General features: G+C 46.8%; 16 protein-coding genes. 7 read left to right on the top strand and 9 right to left on the bottom strand.

What is annotated here, in order from left to right:
- Positions 1 to 177: 177 nt before the first annotated feature.
- From ACXHJ1_RS13890 to ACXHJ1_RS13875, 4 genes are all read right to left on the bottom strand, one after another.
- Positions 178 to 5,691, bottom strand: a complete 5,514-nt coding sequence (locus ACXHJ1_RS13890) for a S8 family serine peptidase (protein ID WP_457904783.1) — start codon at positions 5,689 to 5,691, stop codon at positions 178 to 180.
- A 539-nt stretch (positions 5,692 to 6,230) separates the two neighbouring features.
- Positions 6,231 to 7,838, bottom strand: a complete 1,608-nt coding sequence (locus tag ACXHJ1_RS13885; protein ID WP_457906182.1) for a S8 family serine peptidase — start codon at positions 7,836 to 7,838, stop codon at positions 6,231 to 6,233.
- Positions 7,839 to 8,370: 532 nt separating this feature from the next.
- Positions 8,371 to 10,149, bottom strand: coding sequence for a SulP family inorganic anion transporter (locus ACXHJ1_RS13880; protein WP_019688262.1), 1,779 nt, complete (start codon positions 10,147 to 10,149; stop codon positions 8,371 to 8,373).
- Between the two features lie 29 nt (positions 10,150 to 10,178).
- Positions 10,179 to 10,508: an ArsR/SmtB family transcription factor gene (locus tag ACXHJ1_RS13875; protein ID WP_457904782.1), complete on the bottom strand. Its 330-nt coding sequence runs from the start codon at positions 10,506 to 10,508 to the stop codon at positions 10,179 to 10,181.
- Between the two features lie 554 nt (positions 10,509 to 11,062).
- Between ACXHJ1_RS13875 and ACXHJ1_RS13870 the strand changes: the two genes are divergently transcribed.
- From ACXHJ1_RS13870 to ACXHJ1_RS13860, 3 genes are all read left to right on the top strand, one after another.
- A complete protein-coding gene (locus ACXHJ1_RS13870) occupies positions 11,063 to 12,520 on the top strand; it encodes an RtcB family protein (protein ID WP_457904781.1) in 1,458 nt (485 codons plus the stop codon).
- Positions 12,520 to 13,803 (top strand): AAA family ATPase, encoded by a 1,284-nt coding sequence (locus ACXHJ1_RS13865; RefSeq protein ID WP_117289365.1) that lies wholly within the window; start codon positions 12,520 to 12,522, stop codon positions 13,801 to 13,803. Before ACXHJ1_RS13870 ends, ACXHJ1_RS13865 begins: the two co-directional genes overlap by 1 nt.
- Positions 13,804 to 14,061: 258 nt before the next feature.
- On the top strand, positions 14,062 to 15,222 hold the full coding sequence (locus ACXHJ1_RS13860) for an MFS transporter (RefSeq protein ID WP_457904780.1): 1,161 nt from the start codon (positions 14,062 to 14,064) through the stop codon (positions 15,220 to 15,222).
- Between the two features lie 83 nt (positions 15,223 to 15,305).
- On the opposite strand, the gene ACXHJ1_RS13855 is transcribed toward ACXHJ1_RS13860, so the two are convergent.
- Genes ACXHJ1_RS13855 through ACXHJ1_RS13845 form a run of 3 tightly spaced genes read right to left on the bottom strand, consistent with a single transcriptional unit; the run spans position 15,306 to position 17,610 of the window.
- Entirely contained in the window at positions 15,306 to 16,058 is a 753-nt protein-coding gene (locus ACXHJ1_RS13855) for an amino acid ABC transporter ATP-binding protein (RefSeq protein ID WP_025365567.1), read from the bottom strand.
- 14 nt (positions 16,059 to 16,072) lie between these two features.
- On the bottom strand, positions 16,073 to 16,741 hold the full coding sequence (locus ACXHJ1_RS13850; RefSeq protein WP_016818689.1) for an amino acid ABC transporter permease: 669 nt from the start codon (positions 16,739 to 16,741) through the stop codon (positions 16,073 to 16,075).
- Positions 16,742 to 16,758: 17 nt separating this feature from the next.
- A complete protein-coding gene (locus ACXHJ1_RS13845) occupies positions 16,759 to 17,610 on the bottom strand; it encodes an amino acid ABC transporter substrate-binding protein (protein ID WP_019688267.1) in 852 nt (283 codons plus the stop codon).
- Positions 17,611 to 17,889: 279 nt separating this feature from the next.
- On the opposite strand from ACXHJ1_RS13845, the gene ACXHJ1_RS13840 reads away from it, so the two are divergent.
- Positions 17,890 to 19,182: an MFS transporter gene (locus ACXHJ1_RS13840; RefSeq protein WP_025365568.1), complete on the top strand. Its 1,293-nt coding sequence runs from the start codon at positions 17,890 to 17,892 to the stop codon at positions 19,180 to 19,182.
- Positions 19,183 to 19,308: 126 nt separating this feature from the next.
- Here the strand turns inward: ACXHJ1_RS13840 and ACXHJ1_RS13835 are convergent, their stop codons facing one another.
- A complete protein-coding gene (locus ACXHJ1_RS13835; RefSeq protein ID WP_013372531.1) occupies positions 19,309 to 19,566 on the bottom strand; it encodes a GlsB/YeaQ/YmgE family stress response membrane protein in 258 nt (85 codons plus the stop codon).
- A 297-nt stretch (positions 19,567 to 19,863) separates the two neighbouring features.
- On the opposite strand from ACXHJ1_RS13835, the gene ACXHJ1_RS13830 reads away from it, so the two are divergent.
- The gene (locus tag ACXHJ1_RS13830) at positions 19,864 to 20,127 is read left to right on the top strand and encodes a YkgJ family cysteine cluster protein (protein WP_174822001.1); all 264 of its coding nucleotides are present in this window, start codon (positions 19,864 to 19,866) and stop codon (positions 20,125 to 20,127) included.
- 35 nt (positions 20,128 to 20,162) lie between these two features.
- On the top strand, positions 20,163 to 21,119 hold the full coding sequence (locus tag ACXHJ1_RS13825) for an acetylxylan esterase (protein WP_457904779.1): 957 nt from the start codon (positions 20,163 to 20,165) through the stop codon (positions 21,117 to 21,119).
- 141 nt (positions 21,120 to 21,260) lie between these two features.
- Here the strand turns inward: ACXHJ1_RS13825 and ACXHJ1_RS13820 are convergent, their stop codons facing one another.
- Positions 21,261 to 21,584 (bottom strand): DUF3817 domain-containing protein, encoded by a 324-nt coding sequence (locus ACXHJ1_RS13820; RefSeq protein ID WP_019688270.1) that lies wholly within the window; start codon positions 21,582 to 21,584, stop codon positions 21,261 to 21,263.
- Positions 21,585 to 21,737: 153 nt separating this feature from the next.
- Between ACXHJ1_RS13820 and ACXHJ1_RS13815 the strand changes: the two genes are divergently transcribed.
- Positions 21,738 to 22,742, top strand: a complete 1,005-nt coding sequence (locus ACXHJ1_RS13815; RefSeq protein ID WP_457904778.1) for an LLM class flavin-dependent oxidoreductase — start codon at positions 21,738 to 21,740, stop codon at positions 22,740 to 22,742.
- Positions 22,743 to 22,971: the final 229 nt, after the last annotated feature.

Here is a 22,971-nt window from a genome sequence, read left to right as displayed (position 1 = left end):
CTCCTGCTAAAAAATATTATTGTGAAACGATTCACTTTATAGAGTACTATTCATTGTATCGCTTCCTAAACTGTTGGACAAATTAAAAAAGGCCCACAGCAGCCTCTATTAACAGTGGCTTGCTGTGGGCCTGCATTGCATTCTAAAAAATCTTCTATCCCCTGCTCTTACTTGCTGTTAACGGATCGTGATGGTGTGCACTGCCTTACCGTTTGCGCCGTCATTATCCGTCACTGTTAGTTCCACGGTATACGTTCCGGCTGTGGTGAATTTATGCTTCACTTTCGAACCAACCGCCGTATCGCCATCGCCAAAATTCCAACTGTAGCTGACGATCTCACCATCTGCATCACGGGAGGCTTTGGCGTTAAATTGTACATTTTTGTTCTTCTTGGCTGAGTCATTCGCCTGGATAATAGCTACCGGCTTTTCATTCGATGTAGGTGGATTCGGACCAGGCCCCTCTCCTCCACCATGGGTTACATACAATCTTCCCGGCGCCTCCGTTTCCACTTCATTCCCCGCCGCATCCCTTACCCGGATCACGATGACTCCGCCTTCCAGGTTCAGAGAAGATGAAGTGAGATAAATACCTTCATAGTGACCTGATGAAGTTTCATTTAATGGAATTTCATTACGGGCCAAAGTGGACAGGTTAAAGGGCAACTCCACATGGAAGGATGCCTCCAAACCAGATGCACTGTCAAAAGATACCCGTATCGGCTGCCCTGGAGTGATACGTACATCCTCAGCAGGACTAATATTTTCAAGTTTTGGCAGCGCTGTATCGACATACACCGAGCGTGTAACACTCGTTTCGTTTTCGGCAAGATCTTTGGCCGTTACCGTAATTTGGTTTTCACCTTCGTTGATAAGCAAACGTTTGTTAAAGCTGCCGTCGCTTCCGAATTCAGCAGGCTCGCCGTTAATCGTCAATTCACTAAGGAACTCGTCATACACCGTACCGGTTACACTGACCACACCTGCGTTCGTACGTGCTCCCTCACCAGGCGAAGTCAGGATCAGACCCGGTTTAGTCTGATCGAGCGTTACAACCACCGGCTCGGAACGATCCGTTACTTTGCCGTATACCGCCGCTTGAACACTTAGCGGATTAGCACCTGGCTGAAGATCGACCGACAAACTGAATTGACGATCCTTCACTTTCGTTGTGCCAGCCAGCTCTTTGCCGTTAAAGAGCTGAATATCAGCTCCTTCTGCCGGAGAAGTTCCTGTTACGGTAATCGTATCCTCCTGCGTATACGTTGCCTTCGTAGGAGTTGTAATCGTTGGAGCGTTGACCGGATATCTGACGATCGCCCGGATCATGTAGTTCCCTTCCTCTTCAGGGGATTGGCTCCATGTGCCGCTTACACCTTGCCAGCTGCGAAGCGCATTGGGGCTGTTTTCATCTGTAGCAAGGCCCGGCGACTGTGTGCCTACCGCAGACTGTGTATATACAATATAGAAATCGCCTTGAACCGTCACCGGCTCTGGAAGCTGTACCGTCGTCCATTGTGTCTCATCCCGTACAGCTGTTCCGTCGAATGGACCAGCCAATAGACGTCCAGGTGCTCCTGCTGCACCGGAGGCGTCATAGACAGAATATTGGAATGCTGTTCCTCCCGGATTCGGGAAAGCAGAGTTCCAGAACAACAGTGATGCTCCTGTCACCTGTGCCACTTCCGACTCAGGTGTCATTCTCACTGCCCATGAATTGCCTGCCGCGTTAAAGGCTCTGGCATTTTCTCCTGTACCGTCATCATAGGCGATGCCTCCTTGAAAACCGATGAAAGGCTTCAACGTGACATTCGCTTCTACACTGCCGTTTGGAGGAGCCGTAACGGAAATACTGTCACTATAGTAATTTTCGGCTGCGATGGACAATGTGTATGTTCCTTCCAGCACGTCCAGCGTAAATTCTCCAGCCTCATTCGTCTCTGCAGGAGCAATACGTGCATCCTCCAGCACCAATACTTTCGCTTTTTGGATCGGTTCACCAGATTGCTTGTCGGTGATGACCCCGTGAATCGTACCGTGTGGGACAGCCTGGAGACTAAAGTTTGCTCTGATGACTTTGTTATTTTCAATCGTAACTGCTTTCGTCTGAGGCACGTAACCGTAGGCTTCGGCCTTCAGCGTATAGTCACCCGCTACATGAGTGAAGCTGTATTTGCCCGTGGTTGGGTCTGTTTTCACCGAACGTCCGGTTTCCAGTACCGTAACCGTAGCACTAGCTGGAAGACTGTCGAGACCGACACGTCCACGATCCACTGATGCTTCTGCCGGCTTCACTTTTTCCTGAAATTCACTCTTTTCAGTGCTTGTAATTTTGTACAGTGGGAATTGTTCTTCTGCTTTTTCCAGCTTGATATTGGACTCAGGTACGATATCCTTGGTCACTGTCGAAGCTGGAACACCTAGCACACGGAAATCGTCAATATACCAGCCATTCTTGTTCACACTGTTATCCGATTTCAAGCGGAAGCGAACTTGAATCTCATTGCCGGTATAGCTGTCCAGATTGTAATAAACAGGTGCCCATTTTTTACCACTTGTATTATGCGAGAACTTACCCAGCTCACTCCACGTGTCGCCATTGTTTTTGGACACTTCTACATATCCGTAATCATAGCCGCCTTCAATTTCAAACCAGTGGTTGAAGGTCAGTGTTGCGTTGCGTATACCATTCAAATTAATTTTTGGAGAAACCAGTGAAAAATCAGCACCGTTCTCATAGTTGCTATCGAGATCGGTGGCCCACACATTCGGTTTGGACACTGCGCTTTCCGGTCCTACTTCCTTAGGAATGCCGCGTTCCCACTCATCCTTGGTCCCGGAATGAGTCCAACCATTGTCTGAACTGCCATCAAAATGATCGCTATACAGCGTATCCGGCACGTCCACTCTTAGTGAAGCCTCGTTCGACTTGACACCTTCGTTACCGCTATAATCCTCGGCCGCCACTGCATAATGATAGGTCGCACCACCGACAGTGATCGTATCCGTGTAGGTCAGCCCAGAGGTTGTACCGATGGAAGTATAATTTTTACCGGACTGGGTTGAACGATACACCTTGTACTGCTTCACATCTTCATCAGAGGAAGCACCCCAGGCGAGTGTAACGTTGCCCACAGTATCTGCTTCAGCAGTCAAATGACCAGGGGCAGCAGGTGCAACGCTGTCTGGTTCCTGAATGGAGAGATCGTCAATATACCAGCCATCTTTCACGATTGTATTGTCACTAGTAAAGTTGAACAGGAGGTATACCTTTTGACCCGCAAACGCTCGCAAATCAAGATATTGTGTTTTCCAGCCATTGCTGGTGCCAGTAAACGATAATACCTGCTCAAACGCATTCTGATTGTTTGTGGTCGCTACATACACTTTGCCGAAATCAGAATTGTTTTCAAGATCGTACCAATGCTTGAAGCTGACCAGTGCCCCTTTGGAACTCTCAGTCAGATCAATTGGAGGGGCCACAAAATAACTGTTGGAGTTGGTCTGGTATTGGACTTCGAGATTGGTCGCGATGACCTTTGTACCCGAATGTGCGCCTTTAGGGCCGCTTGTCGGGGTTCCCCATTTCCAAACACTACCCTGACCCCCGATATTAATACCGGCAATGTCTTTTTCAAAGTCTTGTGTGTAGCCTGGTTTAACACCTTTGGAGACATTCACCTTATATACTTCCGTTTCAAAACCATTATTACCGAAATCATTTACACGGATATAGTATTCCAAACCTTTGCTATCCACCAAAAAGGTCGGAATGGACGCTTGATATGTACCATCTTTGCTGTCTCCAGAGGTCCGCTCCAACGGAATGTATACATAGTTTGACGAACCCGCTGTTTTGGCAAAGGCCTCAACGGCTGTTACGCCGACATCGTCCGTTACATGTGCAGTCAAAGGGATATCAATACCCTCAAATGCAGCTGCAGGCGGTGTATGCTCAAGAACAGGCGCTTCCAGATCGTCGCCACCCGTTACGACTTTACCGGATACAGAGCCCAGACCCTGCATGACAGATCCGACTGCATCAAGTGCATTAATGACGCCATGTCCATACCCATTGTTTGGCGAAGTAGGATATGTACTATCTGTCCGAGGGGTAGCTGTGTTTTCCAGAATTTCCTCCAGCTGATCCACGGTAAGAGAATGATTCGCTTGCAGCAATAAAGCAGCAAGACCCGCTACATGAGGACCCGCCATAGAAGTACCGTTATATCCACCTTTATAACCGCCACCGGCTACAGATGATCGGATATTTACTCCCGGTGCGGAGACTTCGGGCTTGATCTCACCGTAAGGTGAGGGTCCCAGCAATGAAAAGCTTCCCAGTTTATCATTGATATCGGTTGCCCCCGTGGCAAAGGATTCTGGGTAGTTGGCCGGATTGGCTACCGATCCAGGTCCGCCCGGATTGGAGAGTGAGGTATTCCCTGCGGAGAATTCGGGGAAGATTTGAGCATCCCGCCAGGCCTGAACTACAGGCCGGAACCATTCATCAAGACCCGGTCCGCCTCCCCACGAGTTGTTCACTACGTCTGGAGCAAGCTCGGGATGAAGATTACCTTGGGCATCTTTTGGCGCAAGCAGCCATTGACCGCCGTCCAGTATAATCGCATCCGTCGTTTCCGGATTAAAAATCCGCACCGCAATCCACTTCGCACCGGGGGCAACGCCCACTCGGTTCGTTCCATTTTCCTCGGAGCCAACCATCGTGCCCATCGTATGCGTACCATGGGAATCGTCTTCTTGATCGACCGGAAGCGCCGCATGACTATGCGGATCATACCAGCTCAATTCTGGATTCACGACATTGCCTGCCGCATCCAGACCACGCCATTTGCGATGCAGGGCCGGATGCGTGTAGTCAACGCCTGTATCGAGGTTGGCGACCACGATTCCGGTTCCGTCGATTCCTTTTTCCCACACTTGTGGTGCGTTAATATGGGATATGTTCCATTCCACTGTGGACGGGTCCACAGCGTTCTTGCCTGTATTACCGGGCAATGCCGATGTTTTGCCATCGCCCTTTTCCGGTTCTACAGCTTTCTGGGCTGTGTCAGACTTTGCCGTTCCTGCTGTTGCTGCCGTTGCGGTTCCAGCCGCTTGGGTGCCTGTGTCCTCTGGCTGCTTATCAACCGTTACCTTTTGCAGATAACGTGTTTCATTCGGTACAATTTTATCGACCTCAGGCAGCTTCGAGATATGATCCAGCACCTCCTTGGTGCTCGTGACAGCCAAAGCATTGACTATAAAATAGCTTTTATATTCCTTTACTCCGCCGCTCTCCGATTCCTTATCCAAATAACTTTCAAGCCCGTATTGGGTTCTGGAAGCCGTTTCACGTAGAGAGCTGATCACATGGCTGCGCACAGCCATTTTGGCAGCGGAAGGTGTTATTTTCTCAAGTGAAGCCTTTTGAAGAGCATTTTTGGAAACCTTGTTCGTATCTACCTGTTCTTTTAATTTGACCAAATAGGTAACATAGTTGTTCTCCTCAAACTGTTTGGTCAGCTTCGCGGATACCTTCGCGGTCGTGACCTTGTGCGAGGCTGATTTCAGCTCCAGCTTGGAGCCATCCGGGGTGTTTTTCGCCAAAGCGGGTTGAACAAATGAAAAGGCCATAAGCAAAGAGAGTCCAATAGATAACGGTTTCTTGAAACGTCTAGGTTTAATCAATTACTTCTCCACTCCTTTTACTAGGTTTAATGATTCTGGAATAACCTGTACAAGAGTCAGACCTCATGCCTTGCACATCAAACACGCGAGTTGCGCAATACGATGTGTTAGCCACCACCTCCTTCATAGATTATAAGAGGCTCAAAAAGATATTTGGCTGTTCATAGATGGCAGTACTTCATAGGTGAGTTTACAATCCCAATAGAGAAGCGATGAAATTCAGTAGATACCTAGGAGAAAAAGCAGAAGCATTTCGAAGGAAAAAAACATGTTATATCATTACATTTTATATTAAAAATTGATATAAAATCATATATTATGGATAGTATAAAGTTATCAAAACAGATATACAAGTCATTTTTTTGCAATTTTCTTGAAATTCTATGACTTTTATATTCATTTATGTAGGAAAACCCCTTTTTAGCAGCTACGCCATAGTGCAACACACGGTTAGCAGGTGCATGCATCCTTGTACGAGCCGCCCAAAGGGATTTTCGGGGATCTTTCTTAAACCTGTATGATTATGATTATGATTATTTTTAGTTAAGTACGGAGTTCACCGCAGCAAGCGCATCGATCAGACCATTTCCATAGCCGTTGTTGGGTGAAGTCGGATACTGACTGTCTGTCAGCGGTGTTGCGGTTTTCGAAATAACATCCTCCAATTGATCCACAGTTAATGATGGTTTAGCCTGAAGCAGCAATGCCGCTAATCCAGCCGTATGCGGACCTGCCATAGAGGTACCGTTCCAGCCTCCCTCATAAACTCCTCCCGGTACAGAGGAACGAATGTTTACACCAGGAGCCGAAATTTCTGGCTTCACTTCGCTATAAGGAGAAGGACCACGCAACGAGAAGCTTGCCAGCTTGTTATTGATATCCGTGGCTCCTGTGGCATAGGCTTCTGGCAAGTTAGCCGGATTGGCCACAGACCCAGGTCCGCCGGGATTCGATAGTGTTGTATTGCCTGCGGAGAACTCAGGAAAAATTTGTGCCGCTCTCCACGCCTTGGTCACTGGGCGATACCATTCGTCCAGGCCAGGTCCACCGCCCCAAGAATTATTCACCACATCCGGTGCAAGCTCAGGGTGCTTTTTGCCGTTTTTATCTACAGGTGCAAGAATCCACTGCCCACCATCCAGCAAGATGGAATCTGTGGTATCTGGATTGAATACTCGTACAGCAATCCACTTGGCCCCTGGAGCAACACCGATTTGATTCGTACCGTTGCTGTCTGAGCCAACGCTTGTCCCCATCGTATGTGTACCATGTCCATGGGAATCTGTTGGCAGCGATGCTCCATTAACCGCATCATACCAGCTCAGCTCTGGATTGACGACTTGACCGGAAGCATTCAGCCCGCGCCATTTTCTTTTCAATGCCGGGTGAGTATATTCAACACCTGTATCCAAATTAGCAATGACAATGCCTTTGCCATCAATACCTTTGGCCCACACCTGTGGTGCTTTAATCTTAGAAATATTCCACTCCACACGACTTGGCGTTACTGCATCTTTATACACGGATTCTTGCACCGATTTTTGTGCATTTTCTTCTGTCACAGCCGGGTCAACAGCAGTTTGATCTGCCACTGCTTGGCCTGCTGTTGATTGCTCCCCTATCGGCTGGGGATCCTTATCGATTTCTACCTTTTGCAACTCGCGCTTTTCATCTGGTAAAATTTTGTCGATCTCAGGTAGGGTGGCGAGATTATCCATGACCTCTTTGGTACTGGTTACCGCAAATGCGTTTACGATAAAGTAACTCTTGTATTTTTTGACGTTTCCGTTATTGACTTCCTTCTTTAAGTATTCTTCCACGGATTGTTGAGTTTTTTCTGCGGTATCCATGAGAGAGTTTACAACCGTTGTACGTACAGATAGCTTAGCAGCAGCGGGGGAAATTTGCTCGGCAGAAGCCTTCTGAAAAGCGTGCTTGGCAACAGACTCCGTATCTACCTGATCTTTTAATTTAACCAGATAGGTGACATACTCGCTGGCGCTGAATTGCTGGTTCAGCTTGGCTGAAACCTTGGCGGAAATCGACGATGCTCCTGCTGAGGAGGTTGTGCTGGAATCTGCATACACCGGAGAAATCAGAGAAAAAGCAAGAATAGCGGTAAAACCGACCGACAGTGTCTTTTTGATATTTTTCGACTTAATTAATACTTTTCACCTCCCTTTACTTGGTTTTTTTTGATTCTCAAAGACAACCTTCCGACAGCAGCGTCAAAAGCTCACAAATAGCCTCTGGTACTCACCTCCTTTAAAAATATAGATTCTGGGGTGAAATCCATAGGTCATATTCTAAGGTGAATAACCTTTGGTGCAGACCGCAAGGAACGACATTCAATTCAGAACTGTGGACAAGTCTGGAAGAAAGTAAGTGAAAAAAATGAAGAAAAGGGTAGGGTAAGATACTAGAAGTGATCGAGGAGGTTGATAAGCATATTATTAAAATACAATTTAAAACAAAAGAATGAATCATTTGGTATCTTTTGAATCTAGTATAGTGTCATAAAAACTGATATTCAAGCATTTTTTTGAATTTTATTCCTTTTTTTCTTGAAGAAGTGAAAAACCTCTTCTATAATCCGCAACCAAATGCACCGAGAAAACTCGCATTTGTTTCGAAAATAAAAGAGGTTTTTCGGCATTCAGCAGCATAAGTAGAAGAGCGCTATCTGCCGCTATTTACAGGTATGGGAACCGAAACGGCTTCTGGAAAGGAAGATTTGGTTTCCTGGGTTCTGCGACACAGGCTCGTACATTCTCGAAAAGCCATCTGCCTGCATCCCCTGCATCGCTCCTGATTCACCATTGCAAGAGCTGCCGTAAGGGCCTCTCCTGTATGTTCGAAAAAATGATTTTGTCCGATCATGTCGTAACATCCGGTTTTCCGCAGTAACTCCAGCGGTTGGGGCTGGAGTCCGGACACAAGCACTGTCCCACCAGACTTCCGGTACTTGTGAATTAATGCGGTAAAGTTAGCTTCTCCCGTCATATCCATAAAAGGGACCTTTCCCATTCGCAACAACAAAATCCCTTGCAGGTGGCCAGTCTGTCCCCCTACACCTGAGTTCTCCAACGTCGAAGCTGCACCGAAAAATAGGGGGCCTTCCACATTGTAAATAGCCACCTGTGGGCAATCATGCTGCTCTGTGACCATATGTGCGCCTACTTTTTCATGCTTCACAGAAGGGTCAGGAAGCACCTTATCGACTGAAAGTGTACTGCTCATACGTTTGACGAACAATACAACTGCCAGAATCAGACCTACCTCCACAGCCGTTGTCAACGTCGTAAAGACCGTCAGCAAAAAGGTGACGACCAGCACAATAGAATCCGCTGTCCGTGTTTTGAGAATGTGCGCAAAATGCTTGCGCTCACTCATATTCCAGGCGACTACCATCAATACCGGTGCCATACTAGCCAACGGAATATTAGATGCATAAGGTGCAAAAAGCACCAGAATGAGGAGCACCACGATCCCATGCACAATACCTGACATAGGAGAAACCGCGTTGTTGCGGATATTGGTGGCCGTACGGGCAATGGCACCTGTCGCAGGAATGCCGCCAAACAGTGGTGTCAGCAAATTAGCAATCCCTTGTCCAACCAATTCGCGATTGCTGTTATGCCGGGTTCCCGTCATCCCGTCAGCTACTACCGCTGAAAGCAGCGATTCAATAGCCCCCAACATCGCTATAACAAGTGCTGGCGGCAACAGCTTCACGATCAATTCCCACGTCATCACAGGAATATGCAGCTCAGGCAATGATGCCGGAATTGCGCCATAAGCAGAGCCAATCGTAGCCACCTGCCCTGGAAAAAGCAAAGCTGCCACCAACGTTGACAAGAGCAGGCCGACCAGTGATCCAGGTATCTTGGGCCATTTTTTAGGCACTAGAATAAGCGCAGCAAGACAGATACAAGCTGTCAGGATACTATACACATTGAGTGAAGGAAGTCGATGGACGAGCTCTGCCATCGAAGGCAGAAAAGTTTCATGTCGCTCTACCCCACGCAAACCGAGAAAGTTAGCAATCTGACCACTGAAGATCGTCACGGCAATCCCGGCTGTAAAGCCAATGGTTACGGGCTTGGGAATGAACTTGATCAATGCCCCCAGCCTTAAAACACCCATTAAAATGAGTATGATGCCTGCCATAAACCCTGCTATAAGCAAATTCTCATAGCCGTATTGCATGACAATAGCCAGCAAAATTGGAATAAACGCACCTGTAGGTCCTCCGATCTGAAATTTGGACCCACCCAGCAGTGAAATCAAAATCCCCGCTACAATGGTTGTGTACAGACCATATTCCGGCTTTACCCCCGATGCAATGGCGAACGCCATACCGAGCGGGATGGCCACAATCGCTACAATGCTTCCAGAAATTAGATCCTTTCGTAAAGCCCCTGCGTTATAGCCTTCGAACCTTCCTATCCACTTCATTCCTGTAACCCTTCTTTTCTGTAGTAGCATTACTTCTCGTTACGTATTCCCTCCAGCAACGAGATAGCTTCGACTAAATGATTGTCAAAAATCTGCCGCGCCACTGCTAGCAGCTCCGTTAAGAGCGGATCACGTAGTGAATACACGACCGTTGTGCCTTCCTTGAAGCTGTTCACCAAATTTTTAGCCCGTAAGACAGCCAATTGCTGCGATACGGCAGAACCTTCGGAACCGAGCGTAGTCTGCAACTCGTTCACATTCCGTTCCCCTTCACTCAGCACCTCCAAAATGCGGATGCGCAGAGGGTGAGCCAATGCTTTGAAAAAGTCAGCCTTAAACTTCTGGAGATCTCCTTCCATGCCTGCGCCGTCCTCCTCACAGATTGTTTTCATAACGATCAACAATATCTGAATATTTGAATATTCAGTACAATAACAGTTTTGGGTCAATTGAACTATGATGTTACTCACACTTCACCATGCGTATAGTCACATTTTTCCACACTTTTATCTTTCAGGGTTGACAGCTTCCACAGGTTTCCATTAAAATAACAATTAACTTTAAGAAAAGGGGGCCGACAGACATGACCAAGCTTTACACGATAATGACAATCAGTCAGCATGATACAATCACATATTCGAAATTTCGTCTCATCGGCCCCGTTCGGGCGACATGATGGGTATGTCACGCTGTCTGACGGCGTGATGAACCAGGCTTTTTTATTTTTATATGCTATTGAAAGAACAGGTTATTTATGTTTTTATGATGTACTGTATGATGTACTGATCATAAAATGTAATGACACTTTCGGTGCACGAAGCCGTAGACGACAAGTCTGCGGCTTTTTTGTTTTTTTCGAATCTTTTTATAGGATGTTATAAATTTACATGAAGAAGGGAACTACCCATTTATTATGAATATACGACCTACGACCAACTCATCTTTTCATGAAGGACCATACAGCCACCTGATGAAGCTTCCGGCAGGGGATCTGACCGTGTACGCTTCGCAGCAACTCTTCTCCTCACTGGATTACAAAGTGTTCGAGATGGCTAATAACAATTTACAAATTCCAGGTATCCGCTATATGGGATATACACCAGATGTACATGTAGGCGTCGGAACCTGCATCGGTACAACTGCGGTATGGGGAATGGAAGACGGCTATGTATCTCCCTCCATCGTTGGCAGCGATATTGGCTGCGGCATGCGCGTACACCTGACCAATCTGCACAAGGATGCTTTGAAGGAAATCAAGCTGCGCCGCAAGCTGGTTAAGACAATCGACAAATACTTGCCGATGGAAGCCCACCAACGCGGACATTATTCGGATATACGACTGGAGCATATTGTACATAAGGGTTTGCATGGCTTACCTAATAAATATATTCCAGATAGCTACACTCCTAAGAAATCCACCTCACTGACTCATGTAGAGCACAGTAAGTTCTCCTTTGACGAGGAAGTGCTGAATCTCGTCGAAGACCGTACTTGGCACCGGGCTCATCGGCAGCTCGGCACGTTGGGTGGAGGCAATCATTTTGTCGAAGTTCAGGCGATTGAAATTGCGGAAGAAAATAGAGAAGTCGCTGAAGCTTGGGGGATGTTCGACGGTCAGGTGGCTGTGATGATTCATTCCGGATCACGTGCTTGGGGTGGAGCAGTCAGCCAGTCCAGTTCATCTGCCATCGCCAAAGCGATGAGCCGTCTCGGTCTCGGCACCTCCGACCCGAGACTCGTATTTGCACCGCTGGATCATCCCGAGGCAGCACATTATGTGGATATGATGTATTCAGCGCTGAATTATGCTGTGGTGAACCGACATCTGATTGCATACTCCGTGCGAGAAGCCTTCCGCGATGTCTTTGGTACAAAGTGCGAGTTGCGTACGCTGTACGATCTGATGCACAATTATGCTTGGGAGGAGTCCCATCCGGATCATGGCAGCGTGTTTGTACATCGTAAAGGTGCAACGCGCGCGCTTCCAGCAGGACACCCTGACAATCCGCGGCCTTATGAGGCGACTGGGCATCCGGCCCTGATCCCCGGCTCAATGGGGACTGCCTCTTATATTATGGTAGGTTTACCGGGCGGTCAGGATAACTTTCACTCCATTTGTCATGGAGCGGGCCGTATTCGCTCGCGTTCTGCGACCAAGCGGCTTGTAAGTGTAGACGATTTTGCAGGTGCCCTGGGTGTAGGGACAGACGACGAAATTGTGGTCAACCAGGCATCTCTGGAAAGTATTATCGACGAATCTCCACAAGCCTACAAAAATGTAGATGATATTATTGAAAGTGTTACCGGGGCAGGACTCGCAGCCGTTGTAGCCAAATGTAGACCGCTGGCCGCCCTGAAAGGAGCAAAATAATGTTGAGTATAGACATCCCAGCTATTTATGAATTTGACGAACGAACAGATGGACGCATTACCGGTTATGCCGCATATGCCCGTCTGATCGACGGTATTAGTGAAGCACTCTATAACCGCTATGGCGTAAAATATGAGCTGTATGCCAGTGATGATCCCAATATTGAATATTGGGATCTGCTGGAGGAGGATATTCGTTCAGGCAGCCCTGATCTGGAGCATGTGGCACGGGTCTTCGATCGTTTGGAGGAACGCACCATTCAATATGACGATGACGGGCCAACGCCTGAATATGGTGTGCATCTGTCGATGCGCAATAATGTATTTGCCTATCCCAAGTGGGGGATCGCACTGGCACGAGTTCCCTTTTTCCGTGAAAATGGCGTATACAATGAAGATTACGTATTTGCCACAGGCGATCAGGAGCTGCAAAGCTTCCTCGCAGGCGTACGCGGTCGTGAACGCAAGCAAAATATGAAGCGTGTCACCGTCTTTACCGATACAAGCCGTGGACTCTCTCGGCAAGCAGAACCGATAACCCGCGCAATTACACGGGATGACGTGATTTTGAAGGCAGAAATCAAGCGGGATATCTTCCGATCACTTGATCAGTTTTTTGAAGCAGATCGTACCTTCTATCAGACTTATAACATTCCTTACAAGCGTGGGATTCTGCTATACGGCCATCCGGGCAACGGTAAAACAACTCTAGTGAAATCAATTGCCAGCAGTGTACCGGGTCCGGCTGCTTACTGGCAAATTACAGAATATACAACCAGCGAATCGGTCAAAGAGGTGTTCGAGGCAGCTACTCGCCTGGCTCCGATGGTGCTGGTCATTGAGGACATTGATTCTATGCCTCAGGAGGTTCGTTCCTTTTTCCTGAATACGCTCGACGGCGCTACATCCAAGGAGGGCATCTTCCTGATCGGAACGACCAATTATCCCGAGAAAATCGATCCGGGTCTGATGAACCGGGCGGGCCGCTTCGATCGAGCTTATGAAATCAGTTTGCCTGATGAAGCGCTGCGACTGGCGTATCTTAAACTGCGTAACTTCCTTGTTTTTGCAGGTGAGACAGGTACACAGAAGGCGGCAGCGATGACGGACGGCTTCTCCCTGGCTCAGCTCGGAGAACTGTATGTCAGTACCGCTCTGGAATGGCATGAGCAAGGAAAAGCCGATATTGAGCTGATTATTAAAGGCATGCGAGGCGAGCTTGATAAAAGCCGCAAGCAGGACTGGCTAAAAAATGTCTCCGAAGGAAGAGTTGGGTTTTTCTAATCCATCCTTTTATTGCCTCATTATGAAATTTATGTTACGATGATAAACAATAAAGTACCGAAAGGGTGACCTTAAGCCAATGATCTACTAATCCTATTTCCAAAGAAAAAACGTAATCTTACGAATTTTCTGGATAGGATTAGTGTAGGCTTTTGGGTATTAACGATAAGAGCATTGCTTCTTTGACGGGAGCAGTGTATCTTCTTGTTCGTATGTCTGCCTCCTATCCAGAACTAATGGATAAGGAGGTTTTTTTGTATGAAAAGAATACTCGTAATTCTCATGATTAATATATTCATTGTTATGGTCGGCGTTGGTTTGATTACCCCTATTCTTCCGGAATTGATCATTGAATTTGGTGCCAGTGGGCGAGCCATCGGTTTATTGGTGGCGGCCTATGGCATAACGCAATTCCTGCTCTCGCCCATGACTGGGCAGCTGTCTGATCGATACGGGAGAAAAGTTTTTATCGTCGTAGGTGTTATTATTTTTGCTGTAGCTAAATTTATGTTTGCTATTGGGGATGAGCTGTGGATGCTGTACACCTCAAGACTTCTGGAAGGAGTTGCAGCAGCCCTGATTATTCCGCCCATGCTGGCATATGTAGCTGATATTACAACAACCGAAGAACGTGCCAAAGGAAATAGCCTGCTAGCGGCAGCGATGTCATTTGGATTTGTCATTGGTCCAGGACTTGGCGGCCTTCTTGCAGGATATGGAACGAGAGTGCCGCTGTATACAGCAACAGGTGCAGCTATGATTGCAGTTATTTTTTCAATCGTTTATTTACCTGAAAGCTTATCGAAAGAACAAATGAAGGCAGCACGGGCAACAACTCATCGAAGGGAATCTATTTTCAAACAATATGCAAGATCATTAAAGTCAAAATATGCGATGTTCTTTGTCATTGTCCTGGTGATGACTTTTGGACTCGCTAACTTTGAATCCGTTCTTGGCTTATATGTAACGGATCGCTTCCAATTCTCACCGCAACATATTTCAATCCTTCTAACGGCAGGTGCTGTGATCGGCGTCGGTATGCAGGCATTGGTTGTTGCTAAAATGATCAAGCAGTTTGGTGAAAAAAGGTTGATCAAAGGCTCGCTTCTCTTCACCTCTGCCGCTTATATTTTACTTCTCTTCGCCAAAGACTTTTGGAGTATCTTTCTTGTGACTTCCCTTATTTTCTTTGCCACAGCTATGCTTCGTCCAGCTCTTAATACACAATTGTCGAAGATGGCAGGAAATGAGCAAGGATATGTAGCTGGTATGAACAATTCCTATATGAGTGTCGGGAATATTCTAGGTCCCACTCTAGCGGGATTTTTATTTGATGTGAATATGTTCGCTCCATTCCTAATAGGCTGTTGTATTCTTTTGATTACCTTTCTGATTACATTAAAAATTAAAGTGAAATAAAAGAGAACCACTGATGCATAAAAGGCAGCTACTGGCCTGGGCGTTATTTTTAACCCCCGGCTGCAGCTGCCTTTCTATTCAGTTTATTCCGTTTCCCCACTCAGTCGATTCAAAAACTGGATGGCCCGTGGACTGGTCGGCTGCTCCAGCACCTGATGTGGCGTACCCTGCTCAATGATTACGCCCTGATCCATCAGGATTACATGATCCGCAACCTCTGCCGCAAATTTCATTTCATGGGTGACAATAACCATCGTCATTCCTTCGGCAGCCAATTGCTTTATAACCTTGAGCACCTCACCTACCAACTCGGGATCAAGAGCAGAGGTGGGCTCGTCGAACAAAAGCACCTCAGGTTCGACCGCCATTGCCCGGGCAATACCGACCCGTTGTTGCTGTCCTCCCGACAATTGATGCGGATAGGATTCTGCTTTATCAGCCAGTCCCACCTTCTTCAGCAGCTCCAATGCACGTTTGCGCGCTTCGTCCTTGCTTTTTTTCTGAACCGTGACTTGCCCCTCCATCACATTTTGTATCGCAGTCATATGCGGGAAGAGGTTGTAGGATTGAAATACCATCCCTGTCCGCTTACGCAGCGCCAAAATGTTTTCTTGTCGAGGCTTCGTTCCTTTCGCAAAATTCAGGGCAATATCACCTACCTGAATTTCTCCCTGATCGGGAACTTCCAGCAAATTCAAGCAGCGTAAAAGCGTTGTTTTACCAGAACCGGAAGGACCGATAATCACAAGCACTTTCCCCTTATCGAGCGTCACGTCAATCCCCTTAAGCACTTCCAGCGAGCCGAACGACTTGTGTATATTCCGAATTTGGATCACCGGTACAATCTCCTTTATCTAATGGAAAAACGGCTGAGACGCTTTTCCAAATCATTTTGCAGCACAGTCAATATCGTGCTAAATAGCAGGTAAATAACTCCAGCCTCGGTATATACTAATAGCGGTTCGTAGGTGGTAGCTACAATCTGATTAGCCGTTCTGAACATTTCCACATAGGTGATGGTGGCAGCCAGTGAGGTATCCTTTACCAAGCTGATGAATGAGTTGGCAAGCGGGGGTACGGATACACGGGAAGCTTGAGGAAGCACGATCCGCCGCAGCACTTGCCAGCGTGTCATCCCCAAGGAATATCCCGCCTCCCATTGACCCTCTTGAATGGAAATAATAGCGGCACGCATAATTTCAGAGCTATAGGCCCCCACGCTAAGCGTAAAGCCGATCACTGAAGCAATAAACGGGTCCAGTGTAATACCAACAGAAGGTAAACCGTAGAAAATAATATACAATTGCACCAGCAATGGAGTTCCTCGAATCACCCATACATAGAAGCCGAAGATCAGCTTGAGTATTCTCCATTTGGACAACCGGGCGAGTGCAGTGATTAGCGCCAGCACAAGTCCCAGAGCAAATGAGATCAGTGTGAGCGGAATCGTAAAAGAAACCCCTGCTTTTAGCAGAGGCAATAATGAATCCATAATAATTTGTATTTGGCGATCATCCATTGTACAGACATCCTTTATTATTTGGACACATCGGCTCCAAAATATTTTTCAGAAATTTTCAGATACGTACCGTCAGCCTTCATATCAGCCAACGCTTTGTTGACTTCCTTGATCAAATCTTCGCTCCCTTTATTAAATACTGCTGCGCTGTGTGAAGCATCCGAAGATTCGTCCACCTTTTTGATTGGAGCATCAGGCTTTTGCTTTTTCAGATCCAGATAGGATAATCCGTCGTTGACGGTCGCATCTACACGTTTGGAAGTGAGGAGGTCAATAGCTTGATTGAATCCTTCGGTTGCTACAATTTCCGCCCCGTTGCTTTTTGCGATTTGAGTCAGGTTGCTAGTCAGGGATTGCCCTGCCTTTTTACCTTTTAAATCAGCAAATTTTTGGATGTCCGTATTATCATCACTCACGATCAGAACCGCCTTGGAGACAATGTACGGATCGGAGAAATCATATTTTTGCTTACGCTCATCTGTAATGGACACTTCATTGAATACTGCGTCAAACCGCTTGGAGTTCAAGCCTGCAAATATTCCGTCCCATTGTGTCTCGATAAATTCCGGTTGCACACCCAGCCGCTTACTTACTTCGGTTGCAATATCGACGTCAAAGCCTGTCAATTTGCCAGCAGCATCATGGTACGTAAACGGAGCATAGGTACCTTCCGTACCAATTCTCAGCTTGCCACTCGCTTTTACAGATTCAAGGGTAGCTGCAGCCGTTGTATCTGCTTTTCCATTATTAGAACCGTTCCCTCCGGTAGATGCATCATTCGTGCTAGTGCCTTTATCATTGTTGCCGCAAGCCGAAACCAGCAATGCCATCACGATGAGTACAATCGGTAAAAAACTAAATTTTTTCATGTTATCCACACTCTTTCCCTTTTTCTTGATAACCTAGCACAGGCTGGTCATTGAATAGTACATCATTCATTTTCGCACGTCAATGCTTTTATCCAATAATCCCTATCCAAAAGGTAAGTTATATTTTTTTATCATCTAATTCTATTCTAGGTTGACTCCATCATAGGCTGGCTATTCATCTTCACTGCCCTCGCAGCAACTTTTTGTGTACCATTACATAAGAGATTTCGTATAATAGGTTTTAATATACAGATTAGAAATATTTACCGGAGTGTGATCATGGATACCCAAAATACAACTTTATCCCCTGAAGGAAGGCACTCGGCCTGGGCTACCTTTACTTCACCTTTAAAACAATCCAAAGCGTTCACCCTCTTATGGCTTGGACATTGGATCGCGATGTTAGGAAGCTCCGTCACGACAGTCATTTTGCCACTGGTTATCTATTCTCTGACAGGCTCCACCACCATCATGGGATTGGCGATGACGGTTTATATGCTGCCAAATGTACTTATTCTTCCTTTCGCAGGAATGATCGTGGACAGAATCGACCGAATTCGCCTCCTTCTGTTCACGAATGTCGCCCGCTTTGGTCTGATGTTCGTTGCTTCGGTGCTGATGTTTACGGACGGGATGAAGTTGCCGTTCCTATTCGTTGGGCTTGCGTTGTACGGATTGATGGATGGTATCTTTAATCCGGCTTATTCAGCCTTACGTGCACAAGTGTTTACACCGGACATCCGCAATGCTGCCAATGCGCTAAGTCAAATCAGCATACAAGCTGTTCGTCTACTCGGTCCTCCGCTAGGAGGCTTTATTGTATCCTTTTCCTCTCCCGGTGTCGGCTTTGGACTGGATTCTATCGCTTACCTGGTATCATTTGCCTGTTTTTGGATGCTAAGTGCTCATTTGGCTTCCATCATCGGCAAACGCCAGACCGGTTCAGAACAGGAAGATCAGGGTGGACAACATTTTCTCAAGGATTTTATAGCAGGCTTTGCTATTCTTAAAAGCCATCCTTGGCTATGGATTACGATACTCGCCTTTTCTTTCATTAATATCTGTTATTCAGGTATTATCGCTGTGCTCATCCCATGGCTGTTCAAGGTGCATCATGGCTATAATCCAGTCGTATACGGCATCGCAATGGCAAGTAGTGGCATTGGTGCCATGTTGGGAGCCTTTGTGTATGGATCGCGCAAGCATTGGAAACACCGCGGTCTGCTCGCTTACTTAGGAGCTTTTGTCAGCGGTCTTGCCTTACTGCTGTTGTCCATAGTCACCTGGATGCCAGGATTGATTATGAGCATGATGCTCGAAGGATTTGGTATTATGATTTTTGCGATCATCTGGGAGACAAGCCTGCAGGAATTAGTTCCCGCTGAATCCTTTGGACGTGTAGCCAGTCTGGATTTGATGTTTTCCTTCGCACTGCTTCCTGTCGGCTATCTGGCCGTAGGTGCCGTGGCGGACAAGCTTGGCGGTATCCTCACCATTGGTATGTTTGCAACCATCGGCATGTGTATCGTGCTGGGCGTGCTAATTGTTCCTCATATCAGACGATTTCAATAGAAACTATGTAACTTTATCTCAAAAAAAAGCTGCTCCCACAGGTTCATTTGTGAACCTTGCGGAAGCAGCTTTTTTCCATTTTAACTCGCGCCCCATCGGGACGGGTCTATTCAATAATTCGTAAAGTTAGCCTCTGCTCCGTCCAACGGAACGGAAGATCAAGCTCACAATCACGACTAGCACAATCGCACCAATTAATGCAGGAACGATGTAGAACGATCCGATTTCAGGACCCCAGTCTCCCAGAATCAAGCTACCCAACCATCCACCGATAAAACCAGCGATGATGTTACCAATCACACCACCCGGAACATCACGACCTGCGATAATTCCTGCCAACCAACCAATAATACCACCAACAATCAATGCCCATAACCAACTCATTTTGCGTCACCTCGTTTTAGTTTTTATCGTTGTGTTCTATTATTAACCACTCGAACTCCTTTTGAACACACAGAGACCAAATGGTTAATATTACCACTCAATGGTACGCTGATTTGGGGGCTTGATACCATCCTACGTGCCTCCCAGATTATTTATGCTCTTTGTGTGAAAAGTGTGTCTCCTATCCGTTTATCCTTGTATTCCTGCTTTTTTTGTGCCATCCTCACATTATGGCTTCACTGAAGTCACTTCATGCATAGGTTACAAAAATAACAGATTATTAAGGAGTGACCCCCTCTGGAGTGTCGAGTAGGATGTGCTGCATGTTGCATTGCCATTACGATTTCTTCCCCTATTCCCGGCATGCCAGACGGAAAACCCGCTGGTGTTCCTTGCCCTCAACTCACGCCTGATTACCGCTGCCAATTATTTGGAAAACCTGAGCGTCCTGCTGTATGCAGTGGCTTTCATGCGGATAAGGATACATGCGGAGACACTAATGAAAGAGCATTTGAACTGCTGAGCGAGCTGGAGAAATCCACTTTACCGAGTAATGCCTAAGAGAACTCATTCTATATGAAGGAGAATTTTTGATTATGAATGTTATTGAAAAAAGAATTGCCGAATTGAAGCAGTACGTTCCCGATCTTACCACCCCTAAAGATATGAATTTATTTTGGGACAAAACACTGAAAGAAGTTCACGCCAAACCTGTACGTGCATTCAAAACGCCCGTAGAAACACCGTATCCTCATATGATGGCCTATCGGGTCACTTTTGAGGGGATCGATGATACGCCTCTGCATGCCTGGTATGTACGTCCCCGATTTGCAGGAGATCAGAAGCTGCCATGCATCGTTCTGTTTCATGGCTACACAGGCGGAAAGGGCTATCCTGAAGATTATTCATCTTGGCTAATGCTTGGTTTTGCTGTATTGGCGGTAGATGTTCGTGGTCAGGGAGGAGAAACGGGGGACCGTCGGAATGACCCTCACGGAACCGTTAAAGGCTGGGTCACGAAAGGAATATTGGACAAGGATACCTGCTACTACAAAACGATTACAACCGATGCCCTTAGAGCCGTAGACTGGGCGGCGGAGCAAGCCGACGTCGATTCGGCTAAAATCGCAATCAGTGGCGCCAGCCAGGGCGGTGGACTTGCATTAATGGTGGCTGCGCTCAGCGATAAAGTTGCTACGACGGTAGCGGATATTCCTAATATGTGTCATATGGATTTTGGCATGATGAATTCTACCAGTTCACTGACAGAAGCTGCCGAATTCGCAAACCGCTTCCCCGAGCATTTGGAGCAGGTACTACATACATTGAGTTATTTTGACGTGATGAATCTAGCTCATCGCATTCGTATCCCTGTCATGGTATCTGTAGGGTTGAAGGATACAGTGTGTATGCCAGAGACGATTTTCGCTGCTTACAACCGCATTGAATCACCAAAGACGATTGAAATTTATCCGTTCACGGGACATTGGGTTGAAGGTTTCCACAGACGCAAGACGGCTGAATTTTTACTTCAAACCTTAGCATTACATTGAGTTAACGGTTTCCTCCGGTGCATAAAAAAAGAACACCACGCATCCATCTGCGCAATGTTCTTTCTACTGCATCGGAGCCAATCTCGCTTCCATAGACAAGCTCCTACCGCACTTCACAGCGAAGCACCTCTCCTGTAAAGTTTACGATGCAGTTCTCTGTTCTGCTGTCGAATCCCCTGTCCATTTTCGCACCCAAACAAAATCCATAATCATTAGACCAAACGGAATGAAGGATGCAAACATAATGAAAAGAGGCCGCCGTAAAGACCAATGCAATGCGGTTTTTCCATAGATCAAAGCGACGAGGAGCAACAGAAAGCTCACCCGGTATATGTTACCAATCACCATAACCGCCTGGGTCATGCCCGCAGCTTGCAGCGGCTGGTGGGTGAATAGTATCGCCAAATACGCTATAGCTTGAATCCAGAGCATGAGCCGGACACGCCCTAAAGGTGTTCTTAACACAAATGTAATCCCCTCTCCATGAGCAGAGATGTTCTCTCATCCCTTATGCATCCTTTATTATAACGAAAAGATGCCCAAACTCCAACCTATCCAGTTTTGAATTTTGACCAAATGGGTTGTGTTTGATACAGTTGTGTAAGAGGTGATTGTAAAATGCTTAAACTGGGTATACTGGACCAGTCTCATATTCCTGAAGGCGGTTCTGCTCAAGATGCATTGTCTAATACAACAGATTTAGCGCGTGAAGCTGATCAACTGGGGTATAGCCGTTATTGGGTATCCGAGCATCATGCGTCCAAAACACTAGCACACTCCAGTCCCGAGGTATTGATTGCTCATTTGGCTGCTCACACATCGCGGATTCGTGTGGGTTCAGGCGGCATTATGCTGCCACACTATAGCGCCTATAAAGTAGCTGAAAACTTCCGGTTACTGGAGGCGCTCCACCCTGGACGCATTGACTTGGGAATAGGACGTGCTCCAGGCGGCTTGCCGCTGGCTACTCGCGCATTGCAGGAAGGGAAATACCAAGCTGTCGAACAATATCCACAGCAGATTCTAGATTTAATCGACTACTTCCATGATTCGGTGCCTGACAATCATCGGTTTGCTGGCCTTCATGCCTCCCCGATGATATCAACCGTTCCTGAATTATGGTTGCTTGGCTCCAGCGGGGAGAGCGCCAGATTGGCCGCGATGATGGGTGCCTCCTACGCCTTTGCCCAATTTTTCGGTACTCCGGGCGGCGTAGAAGCTACCGCGCGTTACCACGAGCAATTCATGCCTTCGATTTTAGGATATAAGCCTCACTCCATGGCGGCAGTTACGGTAGCCTGCGCTGAAACTGAAGAGGAAGCTGAGCAGCTGGCATCCAGTGCTAGTTTGTATTTCCTTTTACTCATGCAGGGTAAAGAAATGAATTCTCTTCCATCGGTGAAAACAGCCATGTCCTATCCCTATACAGAATTTGATCGTGAACGGCTGCGCCAGTCTGCAGCATGGCGTGTTGTTGGTACTCCTGAGCAGTGCAAGGAACAGCTGCTAAGACTGGCTGAGCAGTATCGTACCGATGAATTACTGGTCGTTTCTTCCATTCATGACTTCAATAAACGTGTTCAGTCCTACCGTCTGCTGGCCAAAGCTTTTAATTTGGTATAAACACAGATGAACAGAGGCTGATTTTCATTAACATTAAAACCCCCGCCTGCCTATAAAGGCAACAGCGGGGGTTTGTTGTAATATAGATACCACAAAAGTCGAATGTCATATGGTACTTTAGTAGTATATCCATTGGAACTGAAGTATAAGTTGTTTACTTCTAAAGTTCCATCATCCATATACCAAAGGCGCATACGCTATACTTTATTTCTTCAAAAGAGTGCAACCA

The organism is Paenibacillus sp. ALE2 (genome assembly GCF_054113385.1).
The sequence above is the reverse complement of the archived record's forward strand: the minus strand, read 5'-3'. Positions and strand labels throughout refer to the sequence as shown.